The organism is Pseudonocardia abyssalis, assembly GCF_019263705.2.
GTDB lineage: Bacteria > Actinomycetota > Actinomycetes > Mycobacteriales > Pseudonocardiaceae > Pseudonocardia > Pseudonocardia abyssalis.
The window spans coordinates 5,106,590-5,128,946 of record NZ_JADQDK010000001.1; the positions used below are offsets into that span (position 1 = coordinate 5,106,590).

The 22,357-nt window shown below is 74.5% G+C and carries 24 protein-coding genes and 1 pseudogene; 14 read left to right on the top strand and 11 right to left on the bottom strand.

Annotated elements, in window-relative coordinates:
• Nucleotide 1 precedes the first annotated feature (1 nt).
• Nucleotides 2–1,282, bottom strand: coding sequence for an adenylosuccinate synthase (locus tag I4I81_RS25045; RefSeq protein WP_218602972.1), 1,281 nt, complete (start codon nucleotides 1,280–1,282; stop codon nucleotides 2–4).
• 51 nt (nucleotides 1,283–1,333) lie between these two features.
• Between I4I81_RS25045 and I4I81_RS25050 the strand changes: the two genes are divergently transcribed.
• Nucleotides 1,334–2,050 (top strand): hypothetical protein, encoded by a 717-nt coding sequence (locus I4I81_RS25050; protein ID WP_226363561.1) that lies wholly within the window; start codon nucleotides 1,334–1,336, stop codon nucleotides 2,048–2,050.
• A gap of 796 nt (nucleotides 2,051–2,846) precedes the next feature.
• Here I4I81_RS25050 and I4I81_RS25060 read toward each other — a convergent pair.
• Nucleotides 2,847–3,509, bottom strand: coding sequence for a lysophospholipid acyltransferase family protein (locus tag I4I81_RS25060; RefSeq protein ID WP_218602971.1), 663 nt, complete (start codon nucleotides 3,507–3,509; stop codon nucleotides 2,847–2,849).
• A gap of 194 nt (nucleotides 3,510–3,703) precedes the next feature.
• Between I4I81_RS25060 and I4I81_RS25065 the strand changes: the two genes are divergently transcribed.
• The 5 genes from I4I81_RS25065 (at nucleotide 3,704) to I4I81_RS25085 (ending at nucleotide 8,845) form a co-directional block, all read left to right on the top strand.
• Entirely contained in the window at nucleotides 3,704–5,284 is a 1,581-nt protein-coding gene (locus I4I81_RS25065; protein WP_218602970.1) for an ABC-F family ATP-binding cassette domain-containing protein, read from the top strand.
• Nucleotides 5,269–6,345: a hypothetical protein gene (locus tag I4I81_RS25070; protein WP_218602969.1), complete on the top strand. Its 1,077-nt coding sequence runs from the start codon at nucleotides 5,269–5,271 to the stop codon at nucleotides 6,343–6,345. The genes I4I81_RS25065 and I4I81_RS25070 overlap by 16 nt, the downstream gene beginning before the upstream one ends.
• A gap of 46 nt (nucleotides 6,346–6,391) precedes the next feature.
• On the top strand, nucleotides 6,392–6,694 hold the full coding sequence (locus I4I81_RS25075; protein WP_218602976.1) for an urease subunit gamma: 303 nt from the start codon (nucleotides 6,392–6,394) through the stop codon (nucleotides 6,692–6,694).
• Nucleotides 6,691–7,056, top strand: coding sequence for an urease subunit beta (locus I4I81_RS25080; protein ID WP_226363562.1), 366 nt, complete (start codon nucleotides 6,691–6,693; stop codon nucleotides 7,054–7,056). Before I4I81_RS25075 ends, I4I81_RS25080 begins: the two co-directional genes overlap by 4 nt.
• A 73-nt stretch (nucleotides 7,057–7,129) precedes the next feature.
• Nucleotides 7,130–8,845, top strand: coding sequence for an urease subunit alpha (locus I4I81_RS25085; protein ID WP_218602968.1), 1,716 nt, complete (start codon nucleotides 7,130–7,132; stop codon nucleotides 8,843–8,845).
• On the opposite strand, the gene I4I81_RS25090 is transcribed toward I4I81_RS25085, so the two are convergent.
• A complete protein-coding gene (locus I4I81_RS25090) occupies nucleotides 8,830–9,063 on the bottom strand; it encodes a hypothetical protein (protein WP_218602967.1) in 234 nt (77 codons plus the stop codon). The genes I4I81_RS25085 and I4I81_RS25090 overlap by 16 nt on opposite strands.
• Before the next feature lie 71 nt (nucleotides 9,064–9,134).
• Here I4I81_RS25090 and I4I81_RS25095 point away from each other — a divergent pair, with 71 nt between their 5' ends.
• The 5 genes from I4I81_RS25095 to alc all read left to right on the top strand — a co-directional run bounded on the left by I4I81_RS25095 (nucleotide 9,135) and on the right by alc (nucleotide 13,707).
• Complete coding sequence (locus I4I81_RS25095) at nucleotides 9,135–9,803, top strand: urease accessory protein UreF (protein WP_218602966.1); 669 nt, start codon at nucleotides 9,135–9,137, stop codon at nucleotides 9,801–9,803.
• Nucleotides 9,793–10,500 carry an urease accessory protein UreG gene (ureG, locus tag I4I81_RS25100; RefSeq protein WP_218602965.1) on the top strand — a complete coding sequence of 236 codons (708 nt, stop codon included), beginning with the start codon at nucleotides 9,793–9,795 and terminating at the stop codon, nucleotides 10,498–10,500. Before I4I81_RS25095 ends, ureG begins: the two co-directional genes overlap by 11 nt.
• A gap of 1 nt (nucleotide 10,501) precedes the next feature.
• Complete coding sequence (locus tag I4I81_RS25105; RefSeq protein ID WP_218602964.1) at nucleotides 10,502–11,248, top strand: urease accessory protein UreD; 747 nt, start codon at nucleotides 10,502–10,504, stop codon at nucleotides 11,246–11,248.
• A 78-nt stretch (nucleotides 11,249–11,326) separates the two neighbouring features.
• Nucleotides 11,327–12,670: an allantoinase AllB gene (allB, locus tag I4I81_RS25110; protein WP_226363563.1), complete on the top strand. Its 1,344-nt coding sequence runs from the start codon at nucleotides 11,327–11,329 to the stop codon at nucleotides 12,668–12,670.
• A complete protein-coding gene (gene alc, locus I4I81_RS25115) occupies nucleotides 12,667–13,707 on the top strand; it encodes an allantoicase (protein ID WP_226363564.1) in 1,041 nt (346 codons plus the stop codon). The genes allB and alc overlap by 4 nt, the downstream gene beginning before the upstream one ends.
• A gap of 85 nt (nucleotides 13,708–13,792) precedes the next feature.
• Here alc and I4I81_RS25120 read toward each other — a convergent pair whose 3' ends face one another.
• The 7 genes from I4I81_RS25120 to uraD form a co-directional block, all read right to left on the bottom strand.
• Nucleotides 13,793–14,053, bottom strand: coding sequence for a hypothetical protein (locus I4I81_RS25120; RefSeq protein WP_218602962.1), 261 nt, complete (start codon nucleotides 14,051–14,053; stop codon nucleotides 13,793–13,795).
• 117 nt (nucleotides 14,054–14,170) lie between these two features.
• Complete coding sequence (locus I4I81_RS25125) at nucleotides 14,171–14,410, bottom strand: hypothetical protein (RefSeq protein ID WP_218616376.1); 240 nt, start codon at nucleotides 14,408–14,410, stop codon at nucleotides 14,171–14,173.
• Between the two features lie 80 nt (nucleotides 14,411–14,490).
• On the bottom strand, nucleotides 14,491–17,199 hold the full coding sequence (locus tag I4I81_RS25130) for a molybdopterin-dependent oxidoreductase (RefSeq protein ID WP_218616377.1): 2,709 nt from the start codon (nucleotides 17,197–17,199) through the stop codon (nucleotides 14,491–14,493).
• On the bottom strand, nucleotides 17,196–17,969 hold the full coding sequence (locus I4I81_RS25135; RefSeq protein WP_218605014.1) for an FAD binding domain-containing protein: 774 nt from the start codon (nucleotides 17,967–17,969) through the stop codon (nucleotides 17,196–17,198). The genes I4I81_RS25130 and I4I81_RS25135 overlap by 4 nt, the downstream gene beginning before the upstream one ends.
• Nucleotides 17,969–18,448: a nucleoside deaminase gene (locus tag I4I81_RS25140; protein WP_218605013.1), complete on the bottom strand. Its 480-nt coding sequence runs from the start codon at nucleotides 18,446–18,448 to the stop codon at nucleotides 17,969–17,971. The genes I4I81_RS25135 and I4I81_RS25140 overlap by 1 nt, the downstream gene beginning before the upstream one ends.
• Before the next feature lies 1 nt (nucleotide 18,449).
• Nucleotides 18,450–18,770: a hydroxyisourate hydrolase gene (gene uraH, locus I4I81_RS25145; RefSeq protein ID WP_218605012.1), complete on the bottom strand. Its 321-nt coding sequence runs from the start codon at nucleotides 18,768–18,770 to the stop codon at nucleotides 18,450–18,452.
• Nucleotides 18,767–19,246, bottom strand: coding sequence for a 2-oxo-4-hydroxy-4-carboxy-5-ureidoimidazoline decarboxylase (gene uraD, locus I4I81_RS25150; RefSeq protein ID WP_218605011.1), 480 nt, complete (start codon nucleotides 19,244–19,246; stop codon nucleotides 18,767–18,769). The genes uraH and uraD overlap by 4 nt, the downstream gene beginning before the upstream one ends.
• A gap of 112 nt (nucleotides 19,247–19,358) precedes the next feature.
• Between uraD and pucL the strand changes: the two genes are divergently transcribed.
• The 3 genes and pseudogenes from pucL to I4I81_RS25165 all read left to right on the top strand — a co-directional run bounded on the left by pucL (nucleotide 19,359) and on the right by I4I81_RS25165 (nucleotide 21,241).
• Nucleotides 19,359–20,255, top strand: coding sequence for a factor-independent urate hydroxylase (gene pucL, locus I4I81_RS25155; protein WP_218605010.1), 897 nt, complete (start codon nucleotides 19,359–19,361; stop codon nucleotides 20,253–20,255).
• Between the two features lie 114 nt (nucleotides 20,256–20,369).
• Nucleotides 20,370–20,597: pseudogene (locus I4I81_RS31695) on the top strand (solute carrier family 23 protein); the annotation flags it as partial.
• Between the two features lie 128 nt (nucleotides 20,598–20,725).
• Nucleotides 20,726–21,241, top strand: coding sequence for a solute carrier family 23 protein (locus I4I81_RS25165; protein ID WP_218605009.1), 516 nt, complete (start codon nucleotides 20,726–20,728; stop codon nucleotides 21,239–21,241).
• Here the strand turns inward: I4I81_RS25165 and I4I81_RS25170 are convergent.
• Nucleotides 21,151–22,347: a DUF6986 family protein gene (locus I4I81_RS25170; RefSeq protein WP_218616378.1), complete on the bottom strand. Its 1,197-nt coding sequence runs from the start codon at nucleotides 22,345–22,347 to the stop codon at nucleotides 21,151–21,153. The genes I4I81_RS25165 and I4I81_RS25170 overlap by 91 nt on opposite strands.
• Nucleotides 22,348–22,357: the final 10 nt, after the last annotated feature.

A 22,357-nucleotide genomic window follows, 5' to 3' on the forward strand; every position in this document is an offset into this window, starting at 1 on the left:
GTCAGACGTCCCGGGTGATCGTCTCGTCGCGCCCGGGTCCGACGCCGATCGCGCTGACCGGGGCGCCCGTGAGCTCCTCGATCCGGGCGACGTACGCGCGGGCGTTGGCGGGCAGCTCGTCGAAGGTGCGGCAGGCGGAGATGTCCTCGAACCAGCCGGGGAGCTCCTCGTAGACGGGCACGGCGTGGTGCACGTCGGTCTGCGTCATCGGCATGTCCTCGACGCGCTTGCCGTCGACCTCGTAGGCGACGCACACCGGCACCGTCTCCAGGCCGGACAGCACGTCGAGCTTGGTGAGGAAGAAGTCGGTGATGCCGTTGACGCGCACGGCGTAGCGGCCGATCACGGCGTCGAACCAGCCGCAGCGCCGCGGACGCCCGGTCGTGACGCCGACCTCGCCGCCGGTCTTGCGCAGGTGTTCGCCCATGGCGTCGAGCAGCTCGGTCGGGAACGGGCCGGAGCCGACGCGTGTGGTGTACGCCTTGAGGATCCCGATCACCCGCGTGATCTTGTTCGGCCCGATGCCGGAGCCCACAGCCGCGCCGCCCGCCGTGGGGTTCGAGCTGGTGACGAAGGGGTAGGTGCCGTGGTCGACGTCGAGCAGGGTGCCCTGCGAGCCCTCCAGCAGGATCGAGTCGCCCGCCTCGAGAGCCTTGTTGAGCAGCAGGCGGGTGTCGGCGATGCGGGAGGCGAACTGCTGGGCGTGCCCGAGGACGGTGTCGACGACCTGCTCGACGTCGAGCGCGCGGCGGTTGTAGACCTTCACCAGAATCTGGTTCTTCAGGTGCAGGGCCGCCTCCACCTTCTGGTGCAGGATCTTCTCGTCGAGCACGTCGGCCACGCGCACGCCGACCCGCGACACCTTGTCCTGGTACGCCGGGCCGATGCCGCGACCGGTCGTGCCGATCTTGGCCTTGCCCAGGAACCGCTCGGTGACCTTGTCCATCTCCACGTGGTACGGCATGATCAAGTGCGCATCGGCGCTGATCAGGAGGCCGCTGGTGTCGACGTCGCGGTCCTCCAGGCCCTTCAGTTCGGTGAGCAGGACGCCGGGGTCGACCACCACGCCGTTGCCGATCACGTTCTTGACGCCCGGCGTGAGGATGCCGGACGGGATCAGGTGCAGCGCGAAGTTCTGGCCGTCGGGGAGCACGACCGTGTGGCCGGCGTTGTTGCCGCCCTGGTAGCGCACCACCCACTGGACCTGGTCGCCGAGGATGTCGGTGGCCTTGCCCTTGCCCTCGTCGCCCCATTGGGCGCCGATCAGCACGATCGCGGGCATGTGAGACTCCAGACCTAGGGCAGACGTTGCGGCGGGAGGGTAACCGATCAGGTGGACACGATCGACTCGAAGCGACTGGTGCTGACCTGCGCGGACCCCGGCCGGGAGCGGAGGCTCCCCTTCTACGGTAGTCGGCGCCCGCCCGCGTTCGACGGGGTGCCCACCGTCGCGCTGTCCGCCCGGCCCGGTCGCGCGGAGATCGACCCGGTGCTGGCCGAGCACGACCCGCGGCGGGTGGTCGTGCACGGCACCGACGCTGACCTCGCCGCGGTGCTGCTCCGCCTGCTGCGCACCGAGCGGCTGCACGTGGAGATCGGCTACGTCCCGTCCTCGCGGCGGTCGGTGGTGGCCGCGATCTGGGGCGTCGGTCCGCTCGACACGGCGCTGCACGGCCCGGCGTCGGCGGTTCCGCTGGTGCGCGACGACACCGGCGGCGTGCTCGTCGGGCGCGGGGAGATCCGCGACCTCGACGGCGAGTGTTACTGCGACGACGCCCTCGTCCTGCGCGGACGGGGGCCCCGCCTCGTGGTGGCCCCGATGCCGGACGGGATCGCGGTGCGGACCGGGCGCGGCTCGCGGCTGCCCACCGGTGCCGCCCATCCGGTGGACCCCACCGCTCGCCGGGGACGCGGCTCGGCGCTGGGCCGGGCGGTACAGGTGGGCGGGCGGCCGTTCACCGCGGTGTCCGACGGCGTCGCGCACCCCCGCCCACTGGAGCGCCGCACCTGGTACCGCCACACGTCGGACTGGCTCCTGGCCCATCCCTGACCGGGCTCGCGCACCGGTGTGCGAGCCGGGTGTCGGGGGGTGTGAGCGTCGGGGGCGATGCAGCGGCGCGCGGTCGAGACGGCCGGTGCCCGGCCTCCGCGGCGGGTCTCGTGGCTCCGGGGCGACCCCGCGGCGCACCACCTCCGCGCGGCCCGGCATCCCGCGCAGGTGCGGCAGGTACGGCAGGTACGGATGCCCACGCTGCGCGGCCGACGGGAACACCGGTCGTCCGCGGCCGCTGCATCACCCTCCGCCCGCGCACCGAGCGGTCGTTCGTGCACGCCCGGACATGCGCGGGGTGCCGGAACGTGCGCGTGGCAGGGCCCGTGATGGCCCCTGATCCACACACCGTCACCGCCGCGGCCCTGGACGGCCACCGGACCCCCGACGCCCGCACCGACCGCCTCACGCCCCTCGTCGGCTGGGGCGGGGCCGGACGAGGTGGGACGGCGAAGCGCGGTTGCCCGCGCGCCGGCGGCGGGCCCCGCAGGCGTCCCGGGAGTTCGTCGGGGCGGAGATCGCGGTGCTGCTGGCCGATCGTCCTCGCTGCCGGCATGCCGTCGTGGACGATCCGCCGCCCCGGGCGGTGGCGGTGGCCGGTCGAGCCGTCGCGCGCACCGAGTACGACCCCTGCGCGCGCTGCTGCACGACTGCGCCCGCACCGGGCCCGACACGCAGAACCGGGCCGGGCACCCCGCGTTCCGGGAGCACCTGGCGGGCCGTGTCTCCTGGGTCGCCACGCCCACCCCGGGCGCGGCGCCCGGCTGCACGCCCTGTTCGGCGCGATCGACCGGGCCTAGGCCGCAGGCCGCTCGTGGTAGGTGTCGACGTACTCCTGCTGCGAGAGCGTCGCGATGGCGTCCATGATCTGGTCGGTCACCGCGCGTCGGATCGCCGGGGAGCTCTCCAGGCCGTCGTAGCGGGAGAAGTCGAGCGGGGCGCCGTAGCGGATCACGACCCGGCGCAGCCGCGGGAGGCGCTTGCCCACCGGCTGCACGCGCTCGGTGCCGAGCAGCGCGACCGGCACCACGGGGGCGCCCGCGCCGAGGGCGAGCGTGGCGACGCCGGTGTGGCCGCGGTGCAACCGGCCGTCGAGCGAACGGGTGCCCTCCGGGTAGATCGCGAACGCCCCACCGGCGTCGAGGACGGAGCGGCCCGCGTGCAGCGCGGCGAGCCCGGCCTTCGCCGAGCCGCGGTCGACCGGCACGTACCCCAGCGCCGAGAGGAACCGGGCGAGCGCGCGCCCCTTGATCCCCCGCCCGAGGAAGTACTCGGCCTTGCCGAGGAACGCGACGGGCCGGCGCGCGGTGAGCGCGATGACGGCGGTGTCGACGGCGGCACGGTGGTTGGACGCGATGATCAGCGCCCCACGCTTCGGCAGGTGCTCCGCACCGTGGACGACGGGCCGCCAGAGCAGGCGGGCGAGCGGGGCGAGCACGAAGCGCACGAGGAGATGCACGGGCGGGGAACGCCGGGCGTGACCGACCGGTTCCCGCGCGTGTGCCGGGCCACCCGATCGGCCCAGTAAACGGGTTGCGTACCGGCGACGGGCGGGGGACAGTCGGACCCCTCATGTGGATCTGAGCGCACCCCGCACCCGCCCGTGGCCCTGCCCGGCGGCTGCCCGTCACCCGAACTCCCGGTGGTGTGCCCATGCCCTCAGCCCTCCTCGCCCACGACGTCGTCCGTGTCCACGGCGACCGGACCGTCCTCGACGGCGTCTCCCTCACCGCCGCCCCCGGCCGCCGCATCGGCCTGATCGGGGAGAACGGCGCCGGGAAGTCGACGCTGCTGCGCCTGCTCGCCGGCGTCGAGCAGCCCGACGCCGGTACCGTCGAACGGCCCGATGACCTGGGCTTCGGCCACCAGGAGCTGCCGTACCCGGGCTCCGCGACGATCGCCGACGTCCTCGACGACGCGCTGCGCGACGCGCGCGCCGCCGTCGCCGCGATCGACGAGCTCGCCGCCCTGCTCCCCGACTGCGCCGACGAGTACGCCGAGCGCCTGGAGTGGGCCCAGGACCACGACGCCTGGGACGCCGACCGCCGCGCCGAGCTGACCCTCGGCGGCCTCGGCCTGTCCGGGATCGCGCACGACCGCACCCTGGACTCGCTCTCCGGTGGCCAACGCAGCCGCGTCGGACTGGCCGCGCTGCTGGTCCGGCGGCCCGACGCGCTGCTGCTCGACGAGCCCACCAACCACCTCGACGACGCCGCGGCGGCCTTCCTGGAGGAGACGCTGCGCGGGCTGCCCGGGGTCGTCGTGCTGGCCAGCCACGACCGCGCGTTCCTCGACGCGGTGTGCACCGACGTCGTCGACCTCGATCCCGCCGTCGACGGCCCGACGCGGTACGGCGGCGGCTACAGCGACTACCTCGCCGAGCGGCTCGCCGCCCGTGACCGCTGGGCCGAGCGGTACGCGGCGGAGCAGGAGGAGCTGGCCGACCTCCGGGTCTCGGTCGCGGTCACGGCCCGCGAGGTCGCGCCGGGACGGCCGCGGGGCAACGAGCCCAAGCTGTTCTACGGGTTCAAGCGCGGGCGGGTGCAGAGCCAGGTCTCCCGCCGCGTCCGCAACGCCCGGCGTCGCCTCGACGAGCTCGACCGCGACCAGGTGCGTCGCCCACCGGAGCCGCTGCGGTTCGACGGGGGCATCGGCGCGGCGGCCACCGGGCCGGCCGCGGCGCTGCGGGACGTCCGGGTCACCGGCCGCCTCGTACTGCCCATGCTCGACGTCGGCGCGACCGACCGCGTGCTCGTGACCGGGGCGAACGGCTCCGGGAAGTCGACGCTGCTCGCCGTGCTGGCCGGGCGGCTGCCGGCCGAGGGCACGGTGCACCGGCGGCGCGGCCTGCGGATCGGGATGCTCGCTCAGGACATCGAGCTGCCGGACCCGGACCGCACGCCGCGGCAGTACTACGGGGAGCGTCCGGTCCCTCTGCGCGACCTCGGCCTGATCCATCCGCGCGACGTCGACCGGCCCGTCGGGGTGCTGTCGGTGGGCCAGCGGCGGCGCCTCGAGCTGGCGCTCCTCGTGGTGGAGGCGCCCCAGCTCCTGCTGCTCGACGAGCCGACGAACCACCTGTCCCCCGCGCTGTGCGACGAGCTGGAGGAGGCGCTCGGCACGAGCCCGGGCGCGGTCGTCGTCGCGAGCCACGACCGGTGGCTGCGGCGCCGTTGGGCCGGCCGCGAGGTGGCGCTGGGCGACGGCAGGATGGCGGCGTGTCCCGCGATCTGAGCGTCTACCTGCGCGAGTGGCCCGACGTCGCGGCGGCGGCCCGGTCCGTCGGTCTCGTGATCGACGGGGACGCGATCCTGCGGCTCGACGGGGAGTACGTCGCCGACGTCGGCGGGCCCGAGCCGGTCGAGACCGGTGACGTCCCGACGCAGGTCGAGCCCGCCGACGTGCCGGAGCTCGACGTCGCGGCGTGCCGATGGAGCGTGTCGGTCGTGGTGCAGGGCAGCGCACCCGCGGGCGTCGAGCGGGCGGAGGCGTTCGCCCGCGCGCTGGCCGTCGGCACCGGGATCGTGGAGGACGCGGCCACCGGGCTGTGGTCCGCGGGGATGCTGCACACCCCCACGTCGAGCGGCGACCGGCTCGTCGACGTCGTCCAACTGCGCTGGTACGCGCGCCGGGCCGACGCCCCGGCCGATCTCGCGCAGCGCTGGCTCGATCTCTGCAGAGCCCACCTGCCCGCCGCCCTGCCGCGACGGTTCGGCGACAGCGAGCCGCCGCGGAACCGGTTCGACGAGGAGGGCGACGCCGGATTCGTCGCCGCCCACGACGCCGCGCTGCGCGAGGGGGGCGCACTGCTCTACCGCGCCACCCGCCCCTGCTTCGAGGGGTCGCTCGCGGGCAGCGGGCGGGGGCGGGTCGCGGTGCACGCGATGACACTGGACCGCGACGTCGACCCGGTCGCGCTGCGCGCGCTGTTCGTCGGCGTCGCCGGGGCGGCGGCGGCGTTCTGGGCGAGTGCGTCGGTGCAGCGCGGGCACACCTGGACCGGCCGGTCCCTCTACGTCACCGGTGAACGCGACGAGTACCTCGCGCCCGGCGGCAGCTGGCTGGGCCTGCCCGCGCGGCCCGTCGCCTGGAGCTGGTCCGGCCCGGCCTACCGGAAGCTCCTCCCGTTCGACGGCCCGCTGCACGCCTGGTCCGACGATCTCCTCGACCGCGACGCCCTGCCCGCGACCTGGCTGCCCGAGGCTCTGACCAGCGACGGACGCGACGCCCCCGCCCCGAAGGTGCCGCGCGGGCTCCGGGCCACGACCTGGGACGCGCTGCGCGGACGGGGGTAACACCACCGGCACACGGGAGTAACACCGCACGGTGAGGATGGCCGCCATGTACCTGAGCCCGCAGGAGCAGGACAAGCTCCTGGTGCACGTGGCGGCCGGCGTCGCCCGCGCGCGCCGGGAGCGCGGCGTGCTCCTGAACTACCCCGAGGCCGTCGCCCTGATCACCGACCACGTGCTGGAGGGCGCCCGCGACGGGCGCACCGTCAGCGAGCTGATGTCGAGCGGACGGTCCGTGCTGGGCCGCACCGACGTCCAGGAGGGGATCCCGGAGATGATCGACTCGGTGCAGGTCGAGGCCACCTTCCCGGACGGGACGAAGCTCGTCACCGTCCACAGCCCGATCTCGTGAAGGAACCTACGAGCATCCCCGGCGAGATCCTCCCCGGCTCCGGCGACGTGCCGCTCAACCCGGGCCGCGAACGCACGACGCTGGTCGTCGCCAACACCGCCGACCGTCCCGTCCAGGTCGGCTCGCACTTCCACTTCGCCGCGGTCAACCCCGGTCTGGAGTTCGACCGCGCGGCGGCGTGGGGGCAGCACCTCGACATCCCCGCCGGCACGTCGGTGCGCTTCGAGCCGGGCGTCGAGCGCGAGGTGGTGCTCGTGCCCTTGGCCGGGGCGCGCACCGTACCCGGCCTGCGCGTGGAGTTCGCCGGACCACTCGACGAGCGCGACCACACCCCGGGCCCCCTGACCTACGGAGAAGCGTGACCGAGCTTGCGAGGGCACCGTTCAGCGCAGCACCCCTGGGCATGGCCGCGCCGGGCGCAGGCGGGGAGCGGACATGACCTCGATCGAGCGCGGCCGCTACGCCGATCTGTTCGGCCCCACCGTCGGCGACCGGATCCGCCTCGCCGACACCAACCTGCTGATCGAGGTCACCGAGGACCGCAGCCGCGGCGCCGGGTCCGGCGACGAGGTGCTGTTCGGCGGCGGCAAGGTGATCCGCGAGTCGATGGGCCAGTCGGCGCGCACGTCCGCGCAGGGCGCCCCCGACCTGGTCATCACCGGGGCGGTGATCCTCGACCACTGGGGTGTCGTCAAGGCCGACGTCGGCATCACCGACGGCCGCATCGTCGGCATCGGCAAGGCCGGCAACCCCGATGTCATGGACGGTGTCACACCGGAACTGGTGATCGGGCCGTCGACGGAGATCATCGCGGGCAACGGCCGGATCCTCACCGCGGGCGGCATCGACTGCCACGTCCACTTCATCTGCCCCCAGCTCGTCGACACGGCGCTGGCCAGCGGCCTGACGACGCTCGCGGGCGGCGGCACCGGCCCCGCCGACGGCACGAAGGCCACCACGATCACGCCCGGTCCGCGCGCGATCGGTCGGATGCTCCAGGCGATGGACCACCTCCCGATCAACCTGCTGCTGATGGGCAAGGGCAACACCACCAGCGCCGACGCGCTGTGGGAGCAGCTCCGCGCCGGGGCGGGCGGGTTCAAGCTGCACGAGGACTGGGGCACCACCCCCGCCGTGATCGACGCCTGCCTGCGGGTCGCCGACGCGTCCGGCGTGCAGGTGGCGATCCACACCGACACGCTCAACGAGGCGGGCTTCGTCGCGTCCACGCTGGAGGCCATCGCGGGGCGTTCGATCAACGCGTTCCACACCGAGGGCGCGGGCGGCGGGCACGCGCCGGACATCATCGAGGTCGTCTCGCAGGGCAACGTGCTCCCGTCGTCGACGAACCCGACGCGGCCGCACACCGTCAACACCATCGACGAGCACCTCGACATGTTGATGGTCTGCCACCACCTCAACCCGTCGGTCACCGAGGACCTGGCGTTCGCGGAGAGCCGGATCCGGCCCACGACGATCGCCGCGGAGGACGTGCTGCACGACCTCGGCGCGATCTCGATGATGAGCTCGGACAGCCAGGCGATGGGCCGGATCGGCGAGGTGATCATCCGGACCTGGCAGACCGCGCACGTCATGAAGGCCGCCCGCGGCGCGCTGCCCGGGGACGGGGCCGCCGACAACGTGCGGGCGCGGCGCTACGTCGCGAAGTACACGATCAACCCGGCGCTCGCGCACGGCATGGCGGACGAGATCGGCTCGGTCGAGGTGGGGAAGCTCGCCGACCTGGTGCTGTGGGACCCGAAGTTCTTCGGGGTCCGCCCGCACGTCGTGCTCAAGGGGGGGTTCATCGCGTGGGCCGCGATGGGCGACGCGAACGCCTCGATCCCCACGCCGCAGCCGGTGCTCGCGCGTCCGATGTTCGGGGCCTCGCCCGCGGTGGCGTCGTTGACCAGCCGCAACTTCGTCTCCGTCGCCGCACTGGAGGCCGGGCTCGACCACCTGGAGCTGCGCACACCGTGCGTCCCGGTGGCCGACACCCGCCGTGTCACCAAGGCGCAGATGGTCGGCAACGACGCGCTGCCGGACGTCACGGTCGACCCGGACTCGTTCGCCGTGCGGATCGACGGTGACCTCGTGGAACCCGCCCCGGTGAGTGAGCTGCCGATGGCCCAGCGCTACTTCCTGTTCTGATGCCGCTCGAACTCGGAGACCGTGACGGCGGCGGCCATCAGGTACGCGCCGGCGAAGGCCACGAGGTCGCCCAGGTGCACGCCGTGGTTGTAGCTCAGGCTGAGCACGGTGGGGCCGATCGTCGTGGTGGCCGCGACCAGCAGCCCGAACAGGGTGGCGCCCACCCACACGGCGGCGACGCGCACGAGGCCGCCCCGGGGCATGTCGATGATGGTCACGTAGAGAGGACGCCCGGACCGCCGGGAAGGTTCCGCACCCACACGTGTGACGTTCACGGGGCGGCCGCCTGATGGCCACCCTCGCGGCCCTCACGCTGGCCGACGCACGCTTCCCCGGCGGGGGGCACGTGCACTCCGGCGGGGTGGAGGAGGCGGTGGCCCGCGGGCTCGTGACCTGCGTCGACGACCTCGCCGCGCTCCTCGACGGCCGCCTGCGCACGGCGGGCCTGGTGGCCGCGTCGTTCGCGGCGGCCTCCGTCGCGGGGACGGGGTTCGCCCTCCTCGACGCCGAGCTCGATGCCCGCACGCCCTCGCCCGCCCAGCGCACGGTCTCCCGCGCGCAGGGTCGGGCCACGCTGCGTGCCGCGCGTCTCGCCTGGCCGTCGACCGCTCTCGACGCGCTGTGCGCCGTCGACCCCCGCCCGCACCACGCGCTGCTCGTCGGCGCGGTGGTCGGGGCCGACGGCGGCTCGGCGGCCGACGCCGCGCAGTGCGTCGGCTACCTCGCGATCAGCGGTCCGGCATCGGCGGCGACCCGGCTGCTCGGGCTCGATCCGTTCGCCGTCAACGCCGTGGTCACCGGCCTCGCCGCGGTGCTCCGCGACGTCGTCGACACCGCCGTGCGGGCGGCGGCGGGCCCCGTCGCGGACCTGCCGTCGCCCGGGGCGCCCGCGCTCGACCTCATGGCCCAGGCCCACGTCCACCACCATCGGGAGCAGGTGCGTCTCTTTGCCAGCTGAGTCACACGGACACGGTCACGGGCACTCGCTCGACCCGACGGCAGTCGAACCCGACCCCCACCCGGCGCCGGCCGAGGCCGGACGGTCGGTCCGCATCGGCATCGGCGGCCCGGTCGGCAGCGGGAAGACCGCGCTGGTCGCGGCTCTGGCCCGGACGCTCGCCGGGCGGCTGCGCCTCGCCGTCGTCACCAACGACATCTACACCACCGAGGACGCCGACTTCCTCCGTCGCGCCGGCGTGCTCGCCCCCGACCGGATCGAGGCGGTGCAGACCGGCTGCTGCCCGCACACCGCGATCCGCGACGACATCACCGCCAACCTCGACGCCGTCGAGCTGCTGGAGGAGCGCTTCGGCGACCTCGATCTCGTGCTCGTGGAGAGCGGCGGCGACAACCTCACCGCCGTGTTCAGCCGCGGCCTCGTCGACCGGCAGATCTTCGTCGTCGACGTCGCGGGCGGGGACAAGGTGCCGCGCAAGGGTGGGCCCGGCGTCACGACGGCCGACCTGCTCGTCATCAACAAGGTCGACCTCGCGCCGCTCGTCGGCGCCGACATGGAGGTGATGACCGGTGACGCCGCGCGGGTGCGCGGTGCGCTGCCCGTCGTCACGCAGTCGCTGGTGCGCGACCCCGCGGCGACCGAGGTGGCGGAGTGGGTGCTCGCGCAGGTGGCGGCCGTGCGCGGGGCGGTCGTCTGACGTGCGCTCGCGTGCGCGGCTGGTCGTCGCGGCGGGCGGGGCCGTCCGGGAGCTGCGCTCGCAGGCCCCGCTGACGCTGCTGCCCCGCCGTGGCACGGCGGCGGGTCGGGACCCCGCGCTGACCGTGCACCTCGTGGGGTCCGCGGCGACCCCGCTGGGTGGCGACGACGTCGAGCTCGACGTCGTCGTGGAGCCGGGTGCGCACCTCGTGCTGACGGGCGTGGCCGCGGCCGTCGCCCTCGCGGCGCCGGGGGGCAGCCGGTTCGCGGTGCGCCTGGAGATCGGTGGCGGGGCGTCGGTGCGGTACCTGCCGGAGCCGACGGTGGTGACGCGCCGGGCCGACCACCTCACCGTCCTCGACGCCGTCCTCGGTGACGGCGCCCGCCTGCGGTGCCGCGACGTCCTCGTGGCCGGGCGGCACGGGGAGGCGCCGGGCCGGTACCGGGGATCGACGCGGGTCACCGGACCGGGCGGGCCGTTGCTGGTGCAGACCCAGGACCTCGACCCGTCGCCCGCCCACCTCGCCGGCCGGCGCGTGCTCGCCACCGAGGTGCTGGTGTGGGGCGAGGACCCGGCGGAGGCGTCGACGGGAGAGTGGTGGTCGCTGACGCCGCTGGCCCGGGGCGGGACCCTGGCCACCGCGGTGGGCCCCGACGCGGTGACGACGCAGCGGGACCTGGCGACGGCGGTGGCGGCGCACCCCGGGTGGTCGTCGACGGTGCTGGCGGCGGTTCCCTCGTTGCAGTAAGGCCACCATGCCGCCACGTCACGGCAGCATGGTGGCCTTGCTGCAACCGGGACGGACGTACTACCGGAGGTTCCCCGCGTGCCCGAACTGCTGTACGACCTCGTCTTCCGCGCGCAGCGGATCGTCACCCCCGACGGCGAGGTGGCGGGCTGCGTGGCCGTGCGCGACGGCCGGATCGCCGCGGTGCTGCCGTTCGACGCCGCCGTCGACGGGGAGGTGGTCGATCTCGCCGCCGACGAGGTGCTGATCCCGGGCCTCGTCGACACCCACGTGCACGTCAACGAGCCGGGTCGCACCGAGTGGGAGGGGTTCGCGTCCGCGACGGCGGCGGCCGCGCTCGGCGGCGTCACCACCCTGATCGACATGCCGCTCAACTCCATCCCGCCGACGGTCGACGTGGCCGCGCTGGAGACCAAGCGCGACGCCGCGCGGGAGAAGTGCCACGTCGACGTCGGGTTCTGGGGCGGGGCGGTGTCCGGCAACCTCGCCGACCTGCGACCGCTGCACGACGCCGGCGTGTTCGGGTTCAAGTGCTTCCTGCTGCACTCCGGCGTCGAGGAGTTCCCGCCGCTGCCGCCCGGGGAGCTCGAACCGGTGCTGCGCGAGCTGGTCGCCTGCGGGAGCCGGCTGATCGTGCACGCCGAGGACGCCGAGTCGATCGACCGCGCCACCCCGCCCGACGGCTCCGCGTACGCCCGCTTCCTCGCCTCCCGCCCGCGCGGCGCGGAGAACCTCGCCATCGCCTGGCTGCTGGAGCGCGCGCGGTGGACCGGGGCGGCGGTGCACGTGCTGCACCTGTCCAGCTCCGACGCCCTGCCGATGCTCGCCTCCGCGCGCCGCGACGGCGTCGACGTGACCGTGGAGACCTGCCCGCACTACCTCACGTTCGCGGCCGAGACCGTGCCCGACGGCGCCACGCAGTACAAGTGCTGCCCGCCGATCCGCGAGGAGGCCAACCGCGAGCTGCTGTGGGCGGGCCTGGGCGACGGTGTGATCGACATCGTCGTGTCCGACCACTCCCCCTGCACACCCGAGCTCAAGCGCCTCGACACCGGCGACTTCGGCGAGGCGTGGGGCGGGATCGCGTCGCTGCAGGTCGGGTTGCCCGTGGTGTGGTCCGGGGCGCGCGTGCGTGGGCACACGCTCACCGAGGTCGTCGGCTGGATGGCCACGACGCCCGCGCGCCTGGCGAACCTCGACGCCAAGGGGGCGATCGTCCCCGGCCGTGACGCGGACCTGGTCGTCTTCGCCCCCGACGAGGCCACCGTCGTCGACGTCCAGCGCCTCGCCCACCGCAACCCGGTCACCCCCTACGACGGGTGTGCGCTCACGGGGGTGGTGCGCGGGACATGGCTGCGCGGGCGGAGGATCGAGGTGACGGGGACGCCGCAGGGGCGTCTCCTGCGACGAGGAGAGCCGTGACCTTCGTGAACCTTCCCGACCTCGCCGCCCGTTCGCTGGGGGGCGCCGTCGTCGAGGCCAACGACGACTTCTTCGCCGACCGCGCCGCGCTCGTCGAGCCGTACCCGGTGCGGGAGCACCCGGAGTTCGGCTACCGCGGCAAGGTCTACGACGGCTGGGAGACCCGTCGGCGGCGCGAATCCGGCGTCGACCACGCCGTCGTGCGGCTGGGGGCGCCGGGGATCGTGCACGGAGTCGTCGTCGACACGGCGTTCTTCCGCGGCAACTACCCGCCGGAGATCTCCGTCGACGGCACCGCGGTGGACGACCACGACCTCACCGGGGCGAGCTGGACCCCGCTCGTGCCGCGCGTCGCGGCGAAGGGCGACACCGCCAACGCCTACGACGTCGACGACCGGCACCGCTTCACCCACCTGCGCCTGACCATGCACCCCGACGGGGGCGTCGCCCGGTTCCGTGTGCACGGCGAGGCGGTGCCCGACCCCCGTGACCTGCGTGGGACCGTCGACGTCGCGGCGCTGGAGAACGGGTCGGGCATCCTCGACTGCTCCAACCTCTTCTACTCCTCGCCCGCCAACCTGCTGCTCCCCGGCCCGGCCCGGAACATGGGCGAGGGCTGGGAGACCGCGCGGCGCCGCGACGACGGCAACGACTGGGTGCTGGTCGCACTCGCCGGTGAGACGCGGCTGCGCGACATCGTGTTCGACACCGGCCACTTCCTCGGTAACGCGCCGGGATGGGTCGAGATCAGCGACGGCGACGGCACCGTGGTCGTCCCGAAGCGGCGGGTGCAGCCCGACACCCCGCACCGCTTCCGGATCGCACCTGACGCCCCGCCGGTGTCGCGGCTGCGCGTCGACATCCACCCCGACGGCGGCTTCGCCCGCCTGCGCGCCCACGGCGAGCTGACGCCCACGGCCCGCGCGACCGCGGCCCGCCGCTTCCTCGACGCCCTCCCGGAGGCCCACCTCGACACGGTGCGCGCGGACCTCGGCACCACCGACCCCGACACCCTCCTGACGACCCTCACCACCTGACCCGCCGAGTTTGCCGATCCCACCCGGCGAGTTTGCCGATCACGTACGGCGAGTTTGCCGACGCCGCCCGCTCGCAACGGCGGCGTCAACCGGTGAGCGGGATGGCGAGGACCAGGTACGCGACGATCACGAGGGCGGCACAGGCCCCGAGGCACGCGCCCCGCCGGTCCGACGCCCGCCGACGGGCCCGCATCCGCTCGTCGAGGTCCGGGAGCAGCGGGTCGAGATCTGCGGCCCGACCCACCGGCGGGCGGTCGATCTCGGCCGCGAGTGCCGCCGGGCCGCCGAGGTGGCGGGAGTCGACGTAGGGCAGCACGTGCGCGTCGATCCCCTCCACGTAGAGCACGGCCACCAGCCGGGGCCCGGTCGGGTCAAGGCGGGGCCGGGCGCGGACGTCGAGGATCCGGGCCCCACGGGTGCAGTGTCGAGCGGTAGCCGGAGCGGACGACGATCACGTCGGGCGTCACGACCGTGGCGGTCCGGACGCACTCCCAGCAGGCCACCGCTGCGACACCGACCAGGAACGCTGCGACACCGACCAGGAACGCCGCGGCACCGGCCGGCATCGGGCCGGGACGCGGAGCACGACCAGCGTTCCGACGGCCGGGAGCACGGCCCCCACCGAGACGGTGACGACGGCCCACCGCTGCGCGGCCGTCGCCCGGTACCTGTGCCGGACGGCCGCGGTCGGGTCGTCGGCCATCGGGGCACGCTATCGGGCACCGCACCGCGACGCGGATGGCGAACACGGCGTACCTCAACGGCAAACTCGGCGGGAGGGGGTCAGGGGGCGGGGAGCAGGCGCCAGATGCGGTCGCGGGTCATCGGGAGCACCGTCGGGCGGACTCCGAGCGCGTCGCGGATCGCGTTCGCCAGCGCCGGGGCCACCGGGTTGTAGGGGGCCTCGCTCATCGACTTCGCCCCGAACGGGCCGTGCTCGTCGGACGTGTCGGCGAACAGCACCTCGGTGCGCGGGACGTCGGCGACCTGCGGCACGTGGTAGTTGCGCAGCACCGACGTGGTGACGCGGCCGGCGTCGTCGAGCACGACCTCCTCGAACAGCGCCGAGCCGAGGGCCTGCGCCACCCCGCCCTCCACCTGCCCGCGGCACTGCTCGGGGTTGAGCACCACCCCCGCGTCGACGGCCTGCACCGACCGCAGGATCGCGACCTCCCCGGTGCCGGGGTCGACGGCGACCCGGAACGCGTGGACGTTGAAGGCGACCGAGCGCGGGGTGCCGTCGTGGGTGGCGGTCGCGGCGAGCGGAGCGAGAGCGGTCAACGCGACGAACCGGTCCCCGTCCTGCACGCCGTGCGGCCCCAGTACCGGTTCGCGCACCTGCTCGCGGTCCGCGCACGTCCGGGCGTGCGCGGACGGGCGGGAGGTGCGCGAGAAGTCGGCCGCGGCCAGGATCCGGTCCCGCAGCTCCGCCGCCGCCGCGTGCAGGGCGCGGCCCGCCACCACCGATCCCGCCGATCCGAACGCCCCCGTGTCGTACCCGACGGCGTCGGTGTCGGACTGCACGATCCGCACCCGGTCCGCCGACGTGCCGAGCACGGTGGCCGCGAGCTGCACGTGGACGGTCGTGGTGCCGTTGCCGAACTCCGCGGTGCCGACGCGCACGGTGTAGGTGCCGTCGGCCTCCAGCGTCACCGACGCCTCGGCGCGGTGCCCGCGCGGCGGGATCGTGGCGATCATCGCCACCGCCATCCCCTCGCCGACCGCCCAGCCGTCGGGGGCGGGGAGCGCGTCGCGCCGCACGGCGGCCTGCGCCAGGTCCAGGCACTGGTCGAGCCCGTAGCTGTCGCCGAAGGTGAGGTCGTCGGGCTCGTCCGACGACGCGACGAACGCGTCCCCGGGCACCACGACGTTGCGCCGGCGCAGCTCGAACGGGTCGATCCCGAGCCGGTGCGCCAGCTCGTCGAGCGCCCCCTCGATCCCGAACATCACCTGCCCGAGCCCGTACCCGCGGAACGCCCCCGACGGGATGGTGTGGGTGTAGACCGACCGCGCGTCCACCCGCTTGTTCGCGCACCGGTACTGCGCCATCGACTCGTGGCAGCCGTGGAACATCACGCCGGGGCTGTGGTTGCCGTACGCACCGGCGTCGGCGACGACGTCGATCGCCAGTGCCGTCAGCACGCCGTCGGACGTGGCCCCCACCTGCACCGACACGCTCATCGGGTGCCGGCACGGCGCGACCGTCAGCTCGTCGGCGCGGGTGAACTCGTACTGGACGGGCCGACCTGTCCGCAGCACGGCGAGCGCCACCAGGTCCTCGGTGAGCATCTCCTGCTTGCCGCCGAACCCGCCGCCGACGCGCGCGGTGAACACGCGTACGCCGTCCGGGGGCAGATCGAAGACGCGCGCGATCTCGTCGCGCACCAGGAACGGCACCTGGGTGCCGGTGCGCAGGACGAGCCGGTCGCCGTCGAGCCAGCCGACGGTGCCGTGCGTCTCCAGCGACGTGTGCGAGACGCGTCCGGTTCGCCAGGTCCCGGCCACGACGACGTCGGCCGCCGCGAGCCCGTCGGCGACCGACCCGACCTCCCCGTGCTGCTCGGCGACCAGGTTCCGCGACGGGTCGGCGATCCGGGCGTCCGGCCCGCTCTTGTCGCCGTGCACCACCGGCGCGCCCGGTACGAGGGCCGCCCCGGGATGCAGGACCGCGGGCAGCACCTCGTAATCGACGACGAGCGCGCGGCACGCGGCCTGCGCGATCCCGACGGAGTCGGCCACCACCGCGGCGACGCGCTGGCCGTGGAAGCGCAGGACGGGGTCGAGCACCAGCGTGTCGTCGGGGTCGTCGAGCCGGTTGTCGTGACGCCCGGTCGAGAACGCGACGGCGGGCGCGTCGAGGTGGGTGAGCACGGCGTGGACGCCCGGGAGCGCCGCGGCGACGGAGGTGTCGATCGACCGGATCCGCGCGTGCGCGTGCGCGCTGCCGAGCACGGCGAGGTGCAGGACGCCGGGAGGCGGCTCGTCGAGCGTGTACGGCTCCCGCCCGCAGACGATCCGGCGTCCGGCGGGTGCCGGCAGCGACCCGCCCGGAGCGCTGGCCGACTTCTCCGTGGTGACCGCGCCGTCGAGCGCGTCGAGGATCGCGCGGTAGCCGGTGCAGCGGCAGAGATTGCCCTTGAGCAGCCGTCCGCGGTCGCCGTCGGGCAGTGCCGACGTCGTGACGACCATCCCCGCGGTGCAGAACCCGCACTGGAACCCGCCCGCGTCGACGAACCGCTGCTGCACGGGGTGCAGGTCCTCCGGCGACCCCAGGCCCGCCGCGGTGGTGACGGAACGTCCGTCCGCGCGGAACGCGGGGTAGACGCACGAGTGCACCGGGGTGCCGTCGACGAGGACGGAGCACGCACCGCAGTCACCCGCGTCGCAGCCCTTCTTCGGCGCGGTGTGCCCGCCGTCGCGCAGCAGGGTGCGCAGGCACTGACCGGGTGCGGGGTCGGTCTCGGACGCGGTGCCGTCGACGGTGAACCTCACCCGAGCCCCGTCCGGATCTGCTCGGCGAGGCGCCCGGTGACGTGCCGGCGCCAGTCGGGCGAGCCGTGCGGGTCGTCGTACCACTCCGGGATCGCGTCCAGGGCCGTGACCAGCTCCGATGCGGTCGGGACGTCGGGAAACGCCAGGCGGTGCGGCTGCGGGGTCGCGGCCGTCACGGAGAGGACGAGCCCGGCCCCCCGACGCCCGATCACCACCGATCCCGAGCGCCCCTGTGCCGACAGCGCGGCCCGCCGGAACGCGAGCCGCTCCGTGAGCGCCGCTGCCGGCAGGTCGATGGCGCGCAGCACCTCGCCGGGGCGCAGCGCCGTCGTCCGCACGCCGGTGACCAGGTCGACGACCGGGACGCGCCGGTCGTCGGTGGGCCCCCACAGCACCGCGACCCCGTCGAGCGCGACCGCCAGCGACGTCATCGACCCCGCGGGCAGCGCGAGGCAGACGTTGCCGCCGACGGTGGCCAGCGAGGTGATCTTGAACGACGCCGCCAGCGCGCCGACGCACTCGTCCGCGAGCGGGATCCCGGCCGCGACGAGCTCGTCGAGGGTGCAGGTCGCCGCGACCGACACGCCGTCGGCGGTGCGGGTGACCGGCTCCCAGCCCAGGCCGTCGAGGTCGACGAGGGTGTGCAGGTGGTCCTGCGGCTCGGAGAACAGCCACGTGCCCCCGGCGAGCACGGCCGCCCCGGGACCGAGCCCGGCCAGCCCCGCCCGGTCGACGGGCCGGCGCAGCGTGGTGACGGTGGGGAGGTCCACTAGTAGGCGACCCGGTCGGCGGCGGCGAGCCAGGTGTCGAACGGCTTCGGGCCCGCCGGCAGCGCGACGGCGTCCACCCGCGTGGCCCAGGTGCTGCGGTCACGGGCGAACAGCTCGTAGAACGCCAGGTCGTCGAACCCGCCGCGGGCGGCGTCGTGCCGGTCCGCGGCGTAGACCACCCGGTCGACCCGCGCCCACAGCGCCGACGCCATGCACATCGGGCACGGCTCGCACGAGGAGTACAGGGTGGCCCCGACCAGCGAGAAGTCGCCGCGCCCGGCGCACGCCCGCCGGATCGCGACGACCTCCGCGTGCGCGGTGGGGTCGTTGTCGCGCGTCACCCGGTTCTGCCCGCTGCCGATCTGCACCCCGTCGGCGACGAGCACCGCACCGAACGGGCCGCCACCTGCACCGACGTTGGCGACGGCGAGGTCGACGGCCGCGGTGAGCCAGTCGAGGTCCGACATGTCAGCTCCCATCTCAGCTCCCCCGGTAGGTGGAGTACGCGAACGGCGACAGCAGCAGCGGCACGTGGGTGTGCGGCCGGTCGGCGTCGACGGTGACGGCCACGACGACCTCGGGGTAGAACCCCGACTGGCCGGTGGCGGCGAAGTAGGCCCCGGTGTCGAAGCGGAGACGGTACGTGCCGCCCGGCAGCGTGCCGGGTGCGAGGTCGCCGATGCGCCCGTCGGTGTCGGTGACGCCCTCGCGGACCGCGCCGTCGGGGGCGGTGATGGCGACGGCGACCCCCGCCGCGGGACGGCCGAGGGCCGCGTCGAGCACGTGCGTGGAGATGCTCATTCCAGCAGCCTCCTCAGGCGGATGTCGTTGATCTTCGCCAGCTCGGCGCGCACGACCCGGCGCTCGGCGGGCGGGTCGTGCGCGAGGCGCTCGTGCAGGACCGCGAGCAGGTCGGCGGCCGGGCGCCCGTCGGCGCACACCAGGTAGACGTACCCGAACCGCTCCTCGTACGCCCGGTTGCCGTCGGCCAGCCCGGCGAGCACCGCGGCGTCGGCCGCCGCGACGCCGGCCTGCTCGCGCTGCGACGCCGCGTGCGCCGACCGCTCCCCGATCCTCGGGTGCCCGGCCAGTGCGAGGTCGACCTCCGGCTCGTCGAGGACGGCGAGCTCGGCGTCGGCCTGCGCGAGGAGGGCCTCGACGCTCGGGTACGGGCGCCCCGCCGCGAGCGCCCCCGCCCATTCCGGCGACGCGCAGCACGCCGTCAGGTGCGTCGTCGCCTCGGATGCGGGAAGTGCGTTGAACGTGTCCAGCCGCATCGGTCCATCCTCCCTGATCACCGTGTTTCGGCGGTCGCACATCCCTGTGAAATCGAGACGCACGGGCCGTCGGAACGCCTACCGTTTCCGGGGTCTACACGGGGAGGCGACGATGGGCATCTCGCTCGGGGTCAACCAGTACGGCAAGGCCGAGGTGCGGATGGTGCACGTCGACCGGTCCGGTCCGCGCCATCGGATCACCGACGTGACGGTCACCAGCCAGCTGCGGGGCGACTTCTCCGCCACGCACGAGACCGGGGACAACAGCGCCGTCATCGCCACCGACACCCAGAAGAACACCGTCTACGCGTTGGCCCGACTCGGCGGGGTCGGGGCGGTCGAGGACTTCGCGCTGCGGGTGGCGCGGCACTTCGTCGACGGGTTCGAGCAGGTCACGGGGGCCCGGCAGGAGGTGGAGGAGCACGGCTGGGAGCGGATCGTCACCTCGGAGGCGGGCGAGCACGACCACGCGTTCAGCCGGGGTTCCGGCGAGACGCGCACGACCGTCGTCACCAAGACCGGCGCGGAGGAGATCGTCATCTCGGGGGTCTCCGGGCTGGTGGTGCTCAAGAGCACCGGCAGCGAGTTCCACGGCTTCCCTGACGTGCCGTACACCTCGCTCGTCGAGACCGACGACCGCATCCTCGCCACCGCGGTCACCGCCCGGTGGCGCTATCTGGGCGTCGACGTCGACTGGGACAAGGCGCACGGCAGCGTCCGCCAGATCCTGCTCGACCGCTTCGCGCTCACCCACAGCCTCTCGCTGCAGCAGACGCTGTACGCGATGGGGCGCGGCGTGCTGGAGGCCCATCCGGAGATCGCGGAGATCCGGTTCTCGATGCCGAACAAGCACCACTTCCTCGTCGACCTCTCGACGTGGGGCCTCGACAACCCCAACGAGGTCTGGTACGCCGCCGACCGCCCGTACGGCCTGATCGAGGCCGCGGTGGTACAGGACGACGTGCCGCCGGCCGACGCCGCGTGGGCCGGGATCGCGGGGTTCGTCTGAGGTGACGACGATCGAGAAGGTCGCCCCCGAGGACGGACGGGTCCCGGTCGGCACCGCGTTCCTCTACGGACTGCAGCACATCCTCGCGACGTACGCGGCGTCGTCTGGCCGCCGTTGATCATCGGCTCCGCCGCCGGGCTCACGCCGGTCGAGTCGGCCCCGCTCGTCACGGCCGCGCTGTTCGTCTCCGGCCTCGGCACGCCGCTCCAGGCGCTCGGGCCGCCCTACGTCGGCTCGAAGCCGCCGCTGGTGCAGGGCGTGTCGTTCGCCGCCGTCGGCACGATGACGGCGGTCGCCACCGACGCCTCGCTCGGAGCCCCGGCCACCCGGCTCGCCACGATCTTCGGTGCGGTGATCGTCGCCGGGCTGATCGGGTTCCTCATCGCGCCCGTGTTCGCGGGGCTGGTGCGGTTCTCCCGCCGGTCGTCACCGGATGCGTCATCACGATCATCGGGCTGTCGCTGTTCCCGGTGGCCCTGCGCTGGATCCGGGGCAACCCGACGATCCGCGACGCCTCCGGCGCGGTGGTGGACAACCCGGACTTCGGCTCCGCCACCAGCCTGCTGCTCGGCCTGCTCCCGGTGCTCGGGCGGGTGATGAATGCGACCCCGCTGCCCGTGTTCGGCGGCGCGGGGATCGTCCTGTTCGGGTCGGTGGCCGCGGCCGGGATCCGGACGCTGTCGAAGGTGGAGTCCACCAACTCGAACGTCCTCGTCGTCGCCGCCTCCATCGGCGTCGGGATGATCCCGATCACCGTGCCCGAGGTCTACGACATCCCGGACTGGCTGCACCAGATCGTCGAGTCCGGGATCAGCGCGTGCGCGATCGTGGCGGTGCTGCTGAACCTGGCGTTCAACCACTTCTCGCAGCCCTCGGAGCAGGAGGGACCCGCCGCTCACCGACCCAGCTCGTCGACCGGGCGGCCCGTCGCCGCCTCCAGCTCCGCGGCGTCCACCGCCCCGCAGCGCAGGCCGCGGAGCAGGTAGCCGGCCATCGCGCGGGCGGTGGCCGGCTCGTCGAGGAAGCCGGAGTCGGCGCGGTCGAGGTAGGCGCGCAGGCGGGCGGCGGCCGCGGGGAACGTCTCGCGGTAGAACGCGAACCCGGCGACGAACCGGCTCGGCAGGTGTCCGGGGTGCAGATCCCAGCCCTGGTGGAAGCCGCGTTCGAGGCTGCGCCGTACGAGCCGGCCGTGCAGTGACCAGGCCGCGCGGACGTCGTCACGGGAGCCGACGGGGAGCACGTTCGTCGACCCGTCGGACAGCCGGACGCCGGTGCCCGCGGCGGCCACCTGCATCACGGCCTTCGCGTGGTCGGCCACCGGGTGCTCCGTGCTCTGGTGCTGAGCGGCGATCCCGAGCGACGCGGAGTAGTCGTAGGTGCCGTAGTGCAGCCCGGTGCAGCGGCCGCGGGCCAGCGCGATCATCCGCGGCAGCGGCGACGTGCCGTCCGGGCCGAGCACCGACTGCGGCGTCTCCACCTGGATCTCGAACCGCACCGGCGCCAGCCCGTGCTCCGCCTCCAGTCCCTCCAGCACCGTGACCAGCGCCGACACCTGCTCCGGCGCGGTCACCTTCGGCAGCGTCAGCACGAACCCGTCGGGCACGGGGCCGAGTGCCCCGAGGAACGCGTGCAGCGTGCGGACCCCGCGCCGGCGCGTCGCGGCCTCGAAGCTGCGGAACCGGATGCCGACGAACGGCGCCGCCCCCGCGATCTCCCCCGCCACCCGCACCGCCTCGGCGTCCTCCTCGTCGTCGGCGCGGGGGCCGTAGCCGTCCTCGAAGTCGACGCGCAGGTCCTCGATCGGCTCGGCGGCCAGCTTGGCCCGCACCCGCCCGTGCACCTCGTCGGCGAGGGCCGGCGGCAGCCCCCAGACCGCGGCGACGTCGGCCGGGGAGGCGGCATGGGCGTCGAACAGCTCCAGGGCCGCGGCACCCCACTCGGCGGAGGTGCCCGGGTGGAACCGGTCGGCGGGCACGTAGACGGTGTGCACCGGCTGCCGCGTGCCCGGATCCCCCGGGTACGCGCTGTCGAGGGCGGCGTCGACGCGGGCGAGCGAGCGGTCGAGGGCGTCGGCGACGTCGTCGGGGGTCATCGCCGCATTC